Source organism: Nocardia sp. NPDC058658, from assembly GCF_042716665.1.
Classification (GTDB): Bacteria; Actinomycetota; Actinomycetes; order Mycobacteriales; family Mycobacteriaceae; genus Nocardia.
In genome coordinates, this window is the sequence record NZ_JBHXRR010000004.1 from 56,218 (window position 1) to 70,335 (window position 14,118).

General features: G+C 60.3%; 13 protein-coding genes. 12 read left to right on the top strand and 1 reads right to left on the bottom strand.

What is annotated here, in order from left to right; all coding sequences use genetic code 11:
* Nucleotides 1–41 precede the first annotated feature (41 nt).
* The 4 genes from ACFWUP_RS09270 to ACFWUP_RS09285 all read left to right on the top strand — a co-directional run bounded on the left by ACFWUP_RS09270 (nt 42) and on the right by ACFWUP_RS09285 (nt 1,998).
* Nucleotides 42–200, top strand: coding sequence for a hypothetical protein (locus ACFWUP_RS09270; protein ID WP_379232427.1), 159 nt, complete (start codon nt 42–44; stop codon nt 198–200).
* A 35-nt stretch (nt 201–235) separates the two neighbouring features.
* Nucleotides 236–580, top strand: coding sequence for a hypothetical protein (locus ACFWUP_RS09275; protein ID WP_379232429.1), 345 nt, complete (start codon nt 236–238; stop codon nt 578–580).
* A gap of 161 nt (nt 581–741) precedes the next feature.
* A complete protein-coding gene (locus ACFWUP_RS09280) occupies nt 742–1,038 on the top strand; it encodes a hypothetical protein (RefSeq protein ID WP_379232431.1) in 297 nt (98 codons plus the stop codon).
* A 33-nt stretch (nt 1,039–1,071) separates the two neighbouring features.
* A complete protein-coding gene (locus tag ACFWUP_RS09285) occupies nt 1,072–1,998 on the top strand; it encodes a DUF6301 family protein (RefSeq protein ID WP_379232433.1) in 927 nt (308 codons plus the stop codon).
* A 438-nt stretch (nt 1,999–2,436) separates the two neighbouring features.
* Here the strand turns inward: ACFWUP_RS09285 and ACFWUP_RS09290 are convergent, their stop codons facing one another.
* Entirely contained in the window at nt 2,437–2,724 is a 288-nt protein-coding gene (locus tag ACFWUP_RS09290) for a hypothetical protein (RefSeq protein ID WP_379232435.1), read from the bottom strand.
* Nucleotides 2,725–3,520: 796 nt separating this feature from the next.
* On the opposite strand from ACFWUP_RS09290, the gene ACFWUP_RS09295 reads away from it, so the two are divergent.
* From ACFWUP_RS09295 to ACFWUP_RS09330, 8 genes are all read left to right on the top strand, one after another.
* Nucleotides 3,521–5,698, top strand: a complete 2,178-nt coding sequence (locus tag ACFWUP_RS09295; RefSeq protein ID WP_379232437.1) for a hypothetical protein — start codon at nt 3,521–3,523, stop codon at nt 5,696–5,698.
* 116 nt (nt 5,699–5,814) lie between these two features.
* Entirely contained in the window at nt 5,815–7,254 is a 1,440-nt protein-coding gene (locus tag ACFWUP_RS09300) for a hypothetical protein (RefSeq protein WP_379232439.1), read from the top strand.
* Between the two features lie 37 nt (nt 7,255–7,291).
* A complete protein-coding gene (locus ACFWUP_RS09305; protein ID WP_379232441.1) occupies nt 7,292–8,887 on the top strand; it encodes a hypothetical protein in 1,596 nt (531 codons plus the stop codon).
* Between the two features lie 31 nt (nt 8,888–8,918).
* Entirely contained in the window at nt 8,919–10,346 is a 1,428-nt protein-coding gene (locus ACFWUP_RS09310; protein WP_379232443.1) for a hypothetical protein, read from the top strand.
* Nucleotides 10,347–10,752: 406 nt separating this feature from the next.
* Nucleotides 10,753–11,229, top strand: a complete 477-nt coding sequence (locus ACFWUP_RS09315) for a hypothetical protein (RefSeq protein WP_379232445.1) — start codon at nt 10,753–10,755, stop codon at nt 11,227–11,229.
* Between the two features lie 28 nt (nt 11,230–11,257).
* On the top strand, nt 11,258–11,827 hold the full coding sequence (locus tag ACFWUP_RS09320; RefSeq protein WP_379232447.1) for a hypothetical protein: 570 nt from the start codon (nt 11,258–11,260) through the stop codon (nt 11,825–11,827).
* A 158-nt stretch (nt 11,828–11,985) separates the two neighbouring features.
* Nucleotides 11,986–13,674 carry a hypothetical protein gene (locus tag ACFWUP_RS09325; RefSeq protein ID WP_379232449.1) on the top strand — a complete coding sequence of 563 codons (1,689 nt, stop codon included), beginning with the start codon at nt 11,986–11,988 and terminating at the stop codon, nt 13,672–13,674.
* Between the two features lie 40 nt (nt 13,675–13,714).
* Nucleotides 13,715–14,104 (top strand): hypothetical protein, encoded by a 390-nt coding sequence (locus ACFWUP_RS09330; RefSeq protein ID WP_379232451.1) that lies wholly within the window; start codon nt 13,715–13,717, stop codon nt 14,102–14,104.
* Nucleotides 14,105–14,118 lie beyond the last annotated feature (14 nt).

Below are 14,118 nucleotides of genomic sequence, written 5' to 3' on the forward strand. Positions count from 1 at the left end.
CCACTTCCTGTCAGCTTCCGGAGAGAAAGCGGGGTTACCCCGTGTCCTTTATCCCCACCCAGTTCCCGGTCACGATGACCGACGGCACACACGAGTACCAGGTGTTCGACGCCTCGGCGTTCGGTGACGCCATGTTCGGTCTCGGCCACCGCGTCAAGGAAGACGTCAAGCAGGCCGTCGCGACCAAGCCCGCCAAGTAACTACGTTCCACCACAACGAAACCGGAGATCCCCTGATGGCAGCACCCCGCAAAACGTCGACGTCCACGAAGGTGGCCGGCGGTGACGAAGGCCGCTTCTACGAGATCCAGCGCGAGCTGGCAGCCAAGCGACGCGGCCCCTACCACCTGACCGCCGACATCGCGATCCAGCCACTGACCCGCCGTCAGGCACGTCAGCTGGCCGAGACCGACGACGAAGAAGACCAGCTGCGGATCCTGCTGGGCGATGTCTACGAGGCGGTCGACGACCTGTTCGCCGACCGCCCCATCGACGAATGGGTCGCCTTTCAGAACGATCTGTACGCCCACTTCTACGGCGAAGGTGCCATGGAGCTGCCGGGGGGATCCGAGGGCTCGTAGAGTTCTGGGACAAGTTCGGTGCCGCGCTCGAATACGACCTACTCGAGCGCGGCATCGACATCCGAGACTGCTTCGGGCCCATCGAGTTCCGCACCCGCGACTGGCGCACCATCTGGAGGTTCAAGGACCGCCTGCCGCGCGGGTCGCACTACAAGACGGCCTTGGCGTTGGACCGTGAACTAGCCGAATATTGGCTGGACATCGAGGATTCCGAAGAAGACCCCGATGCCGAAGAACCCCCAACTCCTGAGGGCTACACCCTCGACACCTACCTGCTGCTGTCGATCATCGACGGGCTGCAAGGGGTGCAGGCAGCTGTCATCGCGGCAGCCGGTGCAGACCCACCCGCGGTGAAACCAATGCCGCGCCCCCAAACCGCGCTAGACACCGTCCGCGAGGAACGCCGCCTAGCAGTCATGAACAGTATCGTCGACATCTTCAAACCCTCTGCTGGGTAGCCGATAACAAGTTGAAGGAAGTAGCATCTGAGCATGCACGCCGACATCGACGGCGCGATAAGAATCGCCCGCCTCGCAGCAGGTTTCGACTGGACCTGGACAAACGACAACCTCAAGCAGTTCTGTCGTATCGCCAACTGGCAGGAACCTGTCCTGGACGACTTCGGAGCAAAGATCCAAACTGACTTGAGTATTTCTTCACCGGGGGCGCTCGCCGTATCTGATGATAGGTTCTGTCGCTACTGGTTGCCTGATGGACAGTTTGTGTATATAACGGCAGGGTTGACCGATAACCCGGTCGACGACTCTCCTGAAACTCAGCGAGCTCTGATTGATGGATTTTCAGAAATCCATCGCCGTGTTCATTCAGAATTCGGAAAATCGTGGCGATTGCCTGGAAATCGTCCGAGAGTATTCTGGGATCTTCCAAATGTGGCGCTTGTGTTAACGGCCGACTTTGACTACTTGGAAATTTCACTGGAGATTGCCAATACTACCTATCAGCATCAACAAAACCTGGCATACGAGGATGACGGGGACGACGAAGACGTTGGTCCTTCGGTCATTTCAACACCATCGAGTCCGACATGGCCGGAGTTTACGACCTCGCTCGCTTTGACTCTTTCGCGTATGCCGGAAGGCGGTCTCCTTGATTTGACTATCGATGACGAGCTCGGCGCACAAATATCGATGCGCCGATATGACCTCAGCGGTGCAATCGTGCACGGAGACACTGGAGTCGTTGAGGACGTGCAGGTGGGCGCAACTTCGCGTAAGGAGATTCTCTGGCCCGCCAGATACGCGGATCTTCATGAATTCGCGGATCGGGTCACTACAAGGCTACGCGAGACCCATAAAATCGCGTCGCCGTCGGAGATACTCGCGGAGGCATGGGTTGATTCGTATCCTTGCGTTCCCGATATCACGCCTCTCGGTGATACTGAACGTATCGATAGATAGCGTTCGCCAATAGCCAGAGCGATTTTCTCGCGCGTCGAATCGAGTTTGAAAGGCTGCTGATTTCAGATGTTCTCAAGTAATTGTTGGGAGCATTTGGCGCCGCAACCTTTGAGTTTCGGATCAGCCGAAATATCTTCGTCCTTAGTGCGTGTCCCGTGGCGGCGGTTCAGGCGGCAGACTGACTGTGTTGTGTCGCATAATGTTTACCGTGAATGACGCCCTTTTAAGGTGGGTCATGGCCCGACGAGCTGTAGGCACTGGTGGAGCTTTTATTGTTGGAGTGCAATACCGGCCGCCAAGTTTGTGAGACCGCCCCACTGATGAGCGAGGCCGCGTTCACCGCTGTGGTGTATGTACTGACGAGCGGGTGCATGTCGCGGATGCTGCCTTCGTTTGTGTACGCCTTCCTGGCCGCGCATTGCCACGTCACTGCCTGGACTATCGCTGTTCGATAGCGGCGACCAAAACTTGACGCTCGAGATGATCGGGGCAGGTGGCGCAGCGACCTCGGGGGTTTTGTGAGCGGCGTAGTGTCAGGACCAGATGTAGGTTGAACTCGGCTGGGACCGCAGTGTCGATGGTCTTGAGGAAGCGAAGAAATTCCTGGTGGCGGTGGCGCGGGCACATTTCGGCGATGACCGACCCGCTGGCCAAGTCGAAGGTGGCGAACAGGTTGATGGTGCGGTTACAGACATAGTCGTGGGTTATCCGCGCTGACGTGGTCACCTTGTCGCAGGTGCCGTGTCGTGGGATGTAGCCGCGATCCGTCGGCGCTTGAGTTCGTGTAGACCCGCGGACAGGCCTAGCCCTTTGGCTGCGATCAGGGGCGCAATTTCCTCGCGTGGTCGGCCGTGCGAGCCGTCCGGATGACATGGCCGAAATCGATCAGTCCGGCGCGGTGGCAGCGGGCGAGCATCGTGGCGTGGACGCCCTTTAACACGTCGGTGGCCTGCTAGTCGCTGCCGCCAGCAGGTTATGCGGGACCCGAATCCCAGCCCTGGAGCACGTCTTCCACACGATGCCCGGTGATCAGCACGAACAAATCGTTCGCGAGACTAGCCGATCGTTCATCCGCGCCGGTTCCGGTGTTCCCGGCGCTTTGACCGGCAGTGTCGGTTCGATCAGTGCCCACAGCTGAGCGACCACGATCCACGGTGCTAACACGACGAAACATACTGCACCACAAGCGAACTCGTTGCTACATCACAGAACCTTAAGGATCTCTAGCAGCCACCGACGTGAGATTCGCTTCCAGCCCCTTGGGGTGGTTCAGCAAACGCGCGCGAAAGCCGCGATGGGTTTCCTTCCTCGAGCACTTACGAGATGTCGGCGCCCTAGGCCGATTATTCGGCTGGGCGGCCGCACGTATTCAGCCTTTGGCAGTGAATGAAAGCCGATTTGCGGTATGTAGCAAGAATTTTATCACGCTATGGCGAGAGATTTGTATCTAAACAAATCGCGTCGTAGTCCAGGTGTGACCATTTTCTGCAGTTTATCCTGCGCAATCTAGACGAGGCGATCCATGACACGCGCAAAGAAAACCCGCGCGCCTTCGCGCGCCTATGAGGGTACGTATACAACAGATTACGAATACGATTATGTAGCGAACAGCAGTAAGCCTATAACGATCACCGACGCGGATGATATCCGTATTGGGGGTGTACCTGTCAATGAATATATTCAGAGGTATCATGCGGAGTTTGAGAGCTCCTCAAGCGATCTTGGGGATCTGGAATCGAGGCTTGAAAGCCTAAAATCCAAAGGGCATGGCATAGATGATGAAAAGCTAGCAAAATCGCATCGGATAGAGCTGCGCGAGGCTGTCAAGGACGCCTATAAGAGGGCAAAAAAGGAGGGCTGGCGCGGTCCCGAGCCATCTAGCTATCCAATCGATCTCAGGAATGAGGTAGTCGATTGGTTGCGGCCGAGAGAAACGGATCCGCCCCGCGTCAAGGAAATTAAACGCTGGGGATTAGACTTCGTTAACAACCGAAGTAATTCGAATGCCAGGCAAAAAAAGGGTGAACTCGTGGCCGAGGCGGTCGCAAAGTATCACCTTAAGAAGCTTGGTGCAGATATCATGCCTAGGACGAGGACGGGCGCTGGTACGTTAGATATCATTGCAGTGCTCGACGGAAAGCTCATAGTCGTAGAGGCTAAGACGGGTACAAGTGGGCTAGGGGACTCGCTCGTTCTCGATGACAATGGAAACTATGTGCTTGCCCGTCAAGGTACCAGGCTGTACCTCAGGGCGAAGCTCCGGGAAGATCCGGAACTCGGCGAATGGCTCAAAAAGAATTATCCCGGCATTCTCAAAGGTTTAAATAGTCTAGGGGCCGAGGGGCTAGATGTAACATATTACAGAGTTCACTCAGCCCTTGTTGATGCAGAAGATGAACGCGGGAGTCCGGTCAAAGTGCTCGGAGCTTCCACAATCGAACAGTTTGCTGTCGGTGATAATATCAATTTTGTTCACCCCCCGACACCCCTTGTCCCTTATAAGAAGCCGACGAGAGAAGAATACCGCCAGGGACTCAGTGCTCAAAATACTGGTGGCAGAAGGCGTCGTCCGAGTGCTGCCACTGTTTCTGCCGCACTGGCCATGGGTGGATTGGGGGCTGCAGCGACAGTAGCCGCTGCTGTCAAACACGAATCACCCGAACCTAACCCGGAAATAGTTTCTGTGGCGGTCGTAACACCTCTAACGGGACAGTCGACCAATGATGGATCTGTCCTACCATCGGATAGTGCACAGTCGTCAGATTTGGTCAAGTTCGGTGATGGGATTCTATCCGGTTTGAAGTCGACTATCGCCGAGTGTTCGCGGATGGCGACTTCATTTACTAGCTATGTTCAGAATGGCCTGAATGATCTGGTGGTGATGGTTGGGGGTGCGGTTGCGGCGGTATCCGGGTTTGTGTCTGATGTTATTGATTCGGCAGGGGCGCAGGCGATTATCGAGAAGGTGTCGGATGACTGGGCCTTTGCGCAAGAGTTGCTGAATATTGCGATGTTGTTTTCGCCGGTGGGGACGATAGCGGCGGCTATTTCGGCGGCGGTGCTGGCTATTCAGTTGATCGTGGAGCATTGGGACGAGATTCGGGCTGCGTTTGATTGGGTGTTGAAGAATGTTTTGACGCCGGTGGCTGAGTTTTTTATGACGGCGTTCAAGGTTTATATTACGCCGTACCGTTTGGCTTTCGATGCCGTGATGGCCGGGTTCAATGGGATGGGTGGGGTTGTTGGTGGTGCGGTTGGTGCGGTTCGGTCGACGGTCGCGGGGATTGTTAAGGCGATTGGTGAGATTTTCCAGCGGCTCGAGATCAATATCGGATTCCCGGTCAACAAGTCGTTCGGGTTGAAGAGTGTCGGTGATGCGATGGTGGCTTGGGCTTCTGAGCGGTTGGCTGACGGTGGTTTGGTGGGTGGGCAAGGCCGACCCGCGCCGCGTAGGGGGTCCGGCATCGAGGTGATGGCTGTGATCGATCGGTCGGTGTTGCGTGCCGCCCAGGCCGAGGAACGCAAGATCGGGTACGCGTATCGGCCGCCGTTCCTGCACGACGGTGCGTTGCCCCGCACGGATAACGGGCCTGGTCCGCGCACATTTGATGTGCGGGTCGCTGATGTCGACGCGGCGTTCGCGCAGATCCGGATGTTGCAGGCCGTGCAGGATGCGCGGTTCAGCCCGGTCGGCGTCTAGCCAGGTGACTGCTACTCGGCTGACTCGGCCTTGACACGTAGACGGCGGAAATTCACAAGAGATCGGAAAGGTTGGAAACGATGAGTGATTCGAAACCGCAGGGTGATCCGGATCCGTTGGCTGGCTTCGACATCGAGATCCATCCGGTCTCTTTGGACGGGCTCAACGACGCAACGGACCAGAAGCCGAAAAAGGATGCGGCGCAAGATAAGAAGAAGCCCAGCAGGAGCCCTTCGCGCCGGCCTTCCGCATCCAAACCCACGTCGCGACAGGCGAATCCGCCGAAGGCCGACGATCATCCCAGGGGGACACGCCCCACGGCTCGGGCACCGAAGAAGCCGATTCAGCCGCGTAAGACCGACAAGCCGAAGCGTGGCGCTCCGCCGAAGCCGCCGGCGCGCGGTGGTCGTCCGGGCGCGAAGCCGCCCGGTATCGACTGGAAGCAGGCGGCCAAAGGGCAGAAGGCGAAGGCGACGGGACCGAAAAAGACTGCGGCACCGCCGAATCGGGGCAAGCCGGTAGACCTGGCGAAACGTCCCCCTGCTAAATCGCCGGCGGCTGGCAAACCTGGAGGACCGAAGGGGAGCAAACCCAAGGGTGGCAAGGTCGACACCAAAGGGCTCAAGGATGAGGCGACAGCCTTCAAGAATCTCGGCGGCGCGTTCAAGGAGAACCTCAAGGCCATCAAAGATCACGCGGGCGCCGGCAAGAAGATGGTCGACAAGGTCGGCGGCGTCGCCAAGAACCTCAAGAAGCTGACCAAGGCGATTCGCACCGCGTCAACCGTGCAGAAGATCATCGGCGGCGCGTCCAAGTTGTGGACGGTGGCGCAGACCGCGTTGAACCTGGTGTGGAACGCGTCGCCGCTCGGCTGGTTCACCCTCGCCCTCGGTGCCGCGATTCTCGCGATCACGCTCATCATCGAGCACTGGGACGAGATCAAGGCGGCGTTCAGCGTCGTCAAGGAGAAAGTGCTCGATCCGGTCGGCAAGTTCTTCCAGGAGCAGTTCGGCGAGGTCCTCCAGCCGTTCACCCACATCAGCACGGCTGTCTCCGGCGCATTCAACGCGCTGTGTTCGACCGTGGGTGGGGTGTTCCAGAAGATGGTTCATTACGTCGCGGTGGTCGTCGATAGGGTCGCCAGTCTTCTCGGCGAGTTTCGATGGTTCCCAGGCGTGGGCGGCATCGCGGATGCCATGTCGCAGTGGGCACAGGCGCATATGGCCGACGGTGGTCTTGTCGGTGCGAGCCGCGCCAAGGCACCGGCCAGCTCGACCGACGAGATCGTCGTTGACGCGGGGGGCCCGAAGCGAGCGGTGATGGCTGCCGTCGGCAGTGATCACCTGCGGGTAGCCGGTGCCGACACGGGCCGGTCGGCGCTGACCAAGAGTCCGCATATCGCACCACCGCGCGGCGTGCGGCGGACCGGCGCGACAGTTCGCGCGATCGACCATTCGACCACCATCGCGCTCGACCGTGGGACCGACACCAGTTTCGCGCGGTCGCGCGCCGTGCACGCGCAACGCGCGCTCACCTACGCGGGTGGGTCGCGCTAGCCCAACCTTTCGCACACCTCAGGGAGTGGTTAGAACGATGAGCAGTAAAGGCGACGCGCAGTTCGACGCCGCATTGCGCGCGGCGCTGGCCGCGAGCGATCCACTCGACGCCGGCGACAAAGGTAAGGGCGGCGCGGGCAAGTCCGATGTGAAGAGTTCGGGGGAGTCGTCGAAAGCCGACGTCGCTGACTCCGATCACTCGAGGGGCGGCCAGCCCAGCGTCGAAAGACGAGAAACACCAATACAATACGAGAAGCAGAACCGACCGGCTCCGGTCAAACCACCTAGGGGTGTGCGACCAACGGCCACACCGCCAAGACAGTCGGTGAAGCCGCGCAAGCCATCGAAGCCGCAGGGTCGGCCCCGGGGCGGGCTCGGCGCGAAGGTGCGCGGCGGCGCTGGTCTGGCCGGCGGTCTGGCGATGGGCGCGATGACGTCAGGAGTCGACTGGCGCCAGGCCGTCGCCGATCCCAAGGCCGCGCTGAGCGGGCTCGGTGGAGCCGCCCTCGCGCAGGGCAAGGACTATCTCGCTGGAATGGCTGATCCGGCGAGCCTGTCGGATGCCGTTTCGCAGGTCAAAGACACGGCGAGTTCGGCGAAGGATAAAGCGTCGCAAGGTAAGTCGAATGCGGGCGGCACCAAACCGATCACCGATGAGACCAAGGCGCTCAAGGATCGAACCTCAGTGCTGCGCGGCGACGTCAAGAACCTCGGCGCGCATGCGAAGACCAGCCAGAAGATGACCGAGAACGTCGACAAATCGTCGAAGGGTTTCGACGATCTGGCGAAGGCGCACAAGGAATCAGCGGGTGCTCAGAAGAACGTCGAGGCCGCGTCGAACAAGTGGGACAAGTCCCAGAACAAGCTCAACAAGGCCGTGGGCAAATCGGTGATCGGCAAGATCGTCGCGGCGATCGAGATCGCGATTGTCGTGATCGGGCTGCTGGTCGAGCACTGGGATTCGGTGAAGAAGGCCTTCGACACGGTGAAGAAGAACGTGCTCGAGCCTGTCGGCGACTACTTCAAGAAGGTGTTCGCCGCGTGCCTCGCGCCGTTCACCACGGTGATCACCGAGGTGAAGGACGCGCTCGGCAGCCTGGGTAGCGGGATCGGGGGACTGTTCAGCGGGGTGGTCAACCAGGTGGCCGACATCGTTGCCACGATCGGCTCGGTGGTCGCCAGGATCGAGTTCAGCCTCCCCGGCTGGCTCGGTGGCGCGACGCTCAGCCTGGCCGGACTCGGTGGCGCGATGATGTCGTGGGCGGAGTCGGCACGGATGGCCGATGGCGGCATGGTGCGGGGTCCAGGTGGTCCGCGCGAGGACCGGGTGCCGGTGCTGGCGTCCAACGGCGAGTTCGTGGTCAACGCCGCGGCGACGGCGCGCTACGGGCCGCTGTTGGAATCGATCAACAAAGACACCCTCAATGTCGGGGGTAGGGACGCGCAAGTTGTTGCCTCACTGGGGCTTTCGCGCGTCAAACCGGCGCAAGCGCTGCCCGATGTGGCGACCACGCACCGATTCGATCGGTCGACCACGATCAACCTCACGACTACCCAGCACGACAGCGCCTACCTGCGCACGAAAGCTGTTGCCACGCAACGGGATCTCACCTACGCGGCCGGACGGCGGTAAACCGCGGCGACGCATGACCAAGGAGTAGACGATGGCCCGATCCCTGCATGAGGACGACGACCTCGACCCGGACGAAGAAGAACTCGACGATCTCGACCCCGAGGAAGACGAACTCGATGACGACGGCGACGCCGCAGCCGAGGTCGGCGGTGCGGCGGCGGCTGGTGGCGTCGCCGGTGCCGCGGCGCTTGCCGCGGCGGCGCCGATGGGTGTGCCGGCGCGTCAGCAGAAGTCTCCAGGGGGCGCGGCCACACCCGCTCAGACGGGTGGGAAACCGCGTGCTGCGCGTCCGGCACCGGGGAGCAAAGTCGGAAAACCGCAGGCCGGAGCCGGCAAACCGCAGGCCGGACCTGGCAAACCGCAGGGTATGAAGAAGCCTCCCGGCAAGGGCGGCCCCGAGGGTGAAGGCAAAGGCCAGGGCGACGATGCCAAGGCGCTGGCGACCGCGCAGCAGGAACTCGGCGCCGCGCAGAAGGCCGCCGACGTCCTCGAGGCCCCGCACGTCACGGCGACGAAGAAGCTGGTCGACTCGGCGAAGGCCGCCGCGACCCGCATGTCACCCCTCGCCGCCGCGGTCAAGCAGTCGAGCGGCGAGCACAAGAACGCCGCGAAGGACCACGGCGAGCACGAGAAGCAGCAAGGCGAGCTGGACAAGGCCCTGAGCGAGGGCGGTCTCGGCATGATCATGAAGATCGTCGACGACCTCAAGCCGTGGATCGACAAGATCATGAACTGGCTGAACAGGCTCAAAGACGCACTGGTCAAGGCCTTCGAGAAGGCGCTCAAACCGGTCATCAACTTCTTCGAGAAGGTGTGGAGCCAAACGGTTGTCCCGGCCTTCAAGAAGACCGTGCAGGTGGTCACGGGAGCGTTCAACTCCGTCGGCGATATCATCGGCAATGTTTTCAAGGCACTCAAGAGGGCGTGCGCGATCGTGCTCAAAGCTGTCGGCGAGGTACTGAAGAAGCTCGACTTCACCATTCCCAGTTGGGTGCCTGTCGTCGGCGGCAAGAACCTCGGCCTGGCCAAGATCGGCGACACCCTGGTCGAATGGTCGACCAAGATGCGCGATGGTGGTCTGGTCCGTGGACCCGGCGGACCGCGCGAGGACGCCGTCCCGGTGCTGATGTCCAACGGCGAGTTCGTCGTCAACGCGGCCGCCACCGCCAAGCACCGGGGTGTGCTCGAGGCGATCAACAACGAATCCAGGGCGACCACCGGGTCGGGCTACGCGGCCACCGCGCGATCATTGCCAGTGACGGCGGGCGCCCAAGCCAGGGCACTGGCCCGAGCCGACCGCCCCCAACTGGCGATCGCCGGCCCGATCGCGCCGAGCGGCGATCGACTCGACCGCTCACTCGCGGTCAACATCAGCGCACCGACCGCCGGTCACGCGCATACGCACGACACCGCGTTGGCCGCCCGAAAGGCATTGACCTACGCCGCAGTTCGACGTTGATATCCTGGGTGCGAGCTCAGGTTTTCGACGACGCTGGAAATAAGGATTGATATGGAGTTCAAGGCGCTCTACAACATGGTGCAGGCTTCATATTTCGGAGTCGTATATTCCGACGAAATGCTATAGCGAGGTTCTCGAGGCCTACATTGCTGACGGATGGCGTGTCGTATACGGATACGATGGTCCTGATGCGGGTATCGATTACAACCGCACTCACCTGAAGCGCGGAAAGAGCATCCTCAAATTCAGCTGGTGGCCCGATGAAGGAGGTCGAGTGGCCGGCTCCAAGAGCGATATCGAGGAGATCTCCCGGTACATTCGAGATCACTGAGTCAGTCGCTGCGCTTCGGGTACGTTGGGCCGTCGGCCCTTTCAACTAGTTCGGGAGTCGTTTCAGTTGGAGAACATGCAGCTTGCCGCTGGGTTGGCCGGAGAGATGGTTGCTCATGCGGTGCAGTGGGTTTCGGAAGGATCGGCGGGTCCGTTCCTGGCCTACCTGGGTAAGGGCGACACCCGAGTGACCTTGATCGATCTGGCGCAGGACGGCCCCGAGTCGCCGCTGGATTACGGCCGTGGGCTCATGATCGTCAGGTCAGCCGCCCGCGGTGTGATCGTCTACGACGGAGCTATCTCCAACAGCGCTGGTGAGCAGTTCGATGCCCTGATCGGCGAGGTCTACGAATTCGAGCATGGTGACGGCTCGTTCGACGTGTTGGTGCCCTACCGCCCGGCGGGCCGGTCACAGAGCTTCGGTGTCCACGCACTGATGCTCAACGACCCCGACGGCCAACCGGTCAGCGATGAGATTCTCGATGCTTTCCTGCTGGGTACCCGCCGCGATGCTGATGCTGGTGAGTTCCTGCGCCAGCATCAGTTGCGGTAACTGCCAGTAACTAACGTGAGGAACCGGCATGGGTAGCTATCGCAAGGCGACCAAGGCGGAGCTTCGCCGGCGGGAAGTGGATCAGCGGGATCCGGCGTGGCTGGCATGGCTGGCCGAGATGGATCCCGCGCTCGAGACGTTCTTCGCTGTAGATGTGCCAGATATGCCAAGTGATCCATTCAGCGCGGACGGGGTGGCAACGGCCGAACTGGCTGCGATAGCGCGATTTTCCTCAGTAGAGGCAGTGCTGGCCCCGGAGAACGCTGCAGCGGCTGATCGGTTTCAACGCTACTTCGGTGAGGCGTTTGTCCGTAGCTTCGAAGGACGATGGATGAACGTTCGCGTCGCCGCCTCCGCATCGTTGGACGTCTTTTTTGATCGTCGCGGTTGCAGCCCGGTTGTCCTTTGCCCCTTCACTGAGTTCTACGTCGACACACTGTCGCAGTTGCTTGGGGCGGTTCATTACCGTAATGGTGAAGAGTGGACGTGGGTTTACGGTCACTCCGTCAATGACTATGCCGAATGGCAGGTGGGCGGACGTTTGCCGATGGATAAATGGATCTCGTTGCAGGCAAAGAAGGCCCGGCGAGAGTCGTAATATCTAGATAAGTCTCCCGCGCCTATCGGCAATGCGCGCGGAGCGTCTATCTGAGCACTTGTAAATTCATCCCGGACATTTTGTGTTCGGTCATTCTTTGCGCTTATCGCACGGAGTCTATTCGTTGTGCGCGCAGTAGGTAATGAGGAGGCCGGAACGTGAGTCCCGACCATGGCGAAAATAGTTCGTGGAGACATGAGCAACCAGAAAATGGCGAGGATCTGTCGAATGTCCAGAAAGAGAAACACCGGGTATATGTAGACAAGGGCGGACAAAAGGGTCCCAAGGAATGGCTCTCCACCGTTCGAAACTGGAGTTATAGGAGCCAATACGGCGACGATTTCAGGGATGGAATGGCGATTGTCCACGGTTGGACAGATGATAATGGATGGGCGGTTGAACATAATGTCGTAACAGACAAGGGCAGCCGACGGTACGACGCTGGTAAGGACGGCGCCGGCGCGACTGGCCACGAGACCAAATATGGCAAGGTGAGCGGAAAGCACCCGCATGAGCAGCTCGACAAGGACGAAGCCGCGCTCAAACGGGGCCGCAGGGTGCACTGGCATGTGACCGACAAGTCGAAGGTTGACAAGAAGATCCAGCGCAGGTTGGCAGCGCTCGCGAAGAATCACCCGAAGAGATTTACGTTCTCTCAGGTCAGTGAAGCCGAGAAGAACCTTGCGATGGCCCTTGGCAAGGAGATGCGCGCGCACCGAGCAGGGAACGGCATGCCGCTGCCGTCATATTATGACGCGCAACGGAATCTCGCTGAAACGCATGCGGATACCATTCGCAAGTTGAAGAAGGATGGTCCGGGTGGAACAAGCCCGCCTGCGCTTGACGGCGGCAAGAGTCTTGTCGCCGAAGTCAAGGCAAGAACCAAGGCGCTGAATTCCAAGTCTTCGGCGCTTAAAGATAGCCTAAAGTCGATGCTCGACCACGGCGCCGCCCACGCGAAAATGGTTGCGGGGTGGGCGAACGCGCCCAAGGGGCTCGCGAATCTCACTAAGGCGATGAAGAATTCATCGACTGCGGGGAAGAATGTGCAAGGTGCGACTAAGTCGTGGATCGGTGCGCACGGCAAGATTAATGCGTCGATGATGAAGTCCCCGTTGGGCATGATCGCTATGGGGATTACGGCGTTGATCGGCGTTGTGACGTTGATTGTCGGTAACTGGGACACGGTGCAAAAAGTCTTCGAGGCCGTGCGTAAGAACACGCTCGAACCGGTGGGCAAATTCTTCCAGGATATCTTTGCCTCGGCGACCTCTGGGCTCAGTAACGTGACGAAGGGTATTTCGGACTCGTTCAGTGATTTGGGCTCGGGGGTCGAAGGTGTGTTCAAGACGGTGATCCATCACGTCGCGATCGTCGTGAACGCAATCGGGTCGGTGCTGCAGCGTCTCAATATTCCGATGCCGGACTGGCTTGGTGGCGGCAGTATTGGATTCGGGTTCATCGGTGATGCGATGGTCGAGTGGGCTGCGGCGCATATGGCCACCGGTGGCGTTGTGCGTGGTCCTGGTGGTCCGCGCGATGACCAGGTGCCGATTATGGCGTCCAACGGTGAGTTCGTGGTGAATGCCGCGGCTACCAGCCGGCATATCGCCTTGCTGGAAGCGATCAATAGCGACTCGCTCACTATCAACGGTCGGGACGCGCAGGTGATCGCGATGCGGCACGACGCCTTCGCGGTGCCGTCACGGGCACTGCCGCACGTGGTCAACCGGCATCACTTCGATCACTCGACCACGGTCAACCTCACGACCAATCACATCGATAGTGCGCATGTTCGCGCGAAAACACTTGCGACACAACGAGAAGTCGCGGCGTCGTGGGCGTAGGAGCGGTAGCGATGGCGCGACAACAGAGAACGGAAAGCACATGATCTACTCGGCAATCCTGCCCGCACAGGCCGTTGGCGCCGCCGACGTGATCGGCGTCGCGGGGGTGTACAAGCCGGCCTTCAACAGCGGCGACACTGTCACCGACGTAACCCTCGTCGCACCAGCCGGATTCGTCACTGTGACGGGCGTGGCGACCAACAATGTCACCTTCACGGTTCGGCATCTGCGGGCGGGTGTGGTGCAACAAAGCTTCGCCTCGCTCACGCTCACCGCCGGCACCAACCTGGCCGCCGAGATGCCGTTGACCGTGCCGATCACGGTCGCGCCGGTACTCCAGGCCGATGACGTGATCGACGTGCGAATGCACCAGAACGGCACCGGACTCGCGGTCGGCGCGGGCGTCATCGCGGCCGTCTACGTCAGCTGATCGCGCAGCCACAT

Excerpts from the sequence above, each read along its gene's own strand:
- ACFWUP_RS09295 (WP_379232437.1), top strand. The coding sequence starts at position 3,521 with ATGACACGCGCAAAGAAAACCCGCGCGCCTTCGCGCGCCTATGAGGGT.
- ACFWUP_RS09275 (WP_379232429.1), top strand. The coding sequence starts at position 236 with ATGGCAGCACCCCGCAAAACGTCGACGTCCACGAAGGTGGCCGGCGGT.
- ACFWUP_RS09330 (WP_379232451.1), top strand. The coding sequence starts at position 13,715 with ATGATCTACTCGGCAATCCTGCCCGCACAGGCCGTTGGCGCCGCCGAC.
- ACFWUP_RS09310 (WP_379232443.1), top strand. The coding sequence starts at position 8,919 with ATGGCCCGATCCCTGCATGAGGACGACGACCTCGACCCGGACGAAGAA.
- ACFWUP_RS09305 (WP_379232441.1), top strand. The coding sequence starts at position 7,292 with ATGAGCAGTAAAGGCGACGCGCAGTTCGACGCCGCATTGCGCGCGGCG.
- ACFWUP_RS09315 (WP_379232445.1), top strand. The coding sequence starts at position 10,753 with ATGCAGCTTGCCGCTGGGTTGGCCGGAGAGATGGTTGCTCATGCGGTG.
- ACFWUP_RS09320 (WP_379232447.1), top strand. The coding sequence starts at position 11,258 with ATGGGTAGCTATCGCAAGGCGACCAAGGCGGAGCTTCGCCGGCGGGAA.
- ACFWUP_RS09285 (WP_379232433.1), top strand. The coding sequence starts at position 1,072 with ATGCACGCCGACATCGACGGCGCGATAAGAATCGCCCGCCTCGCAGCA.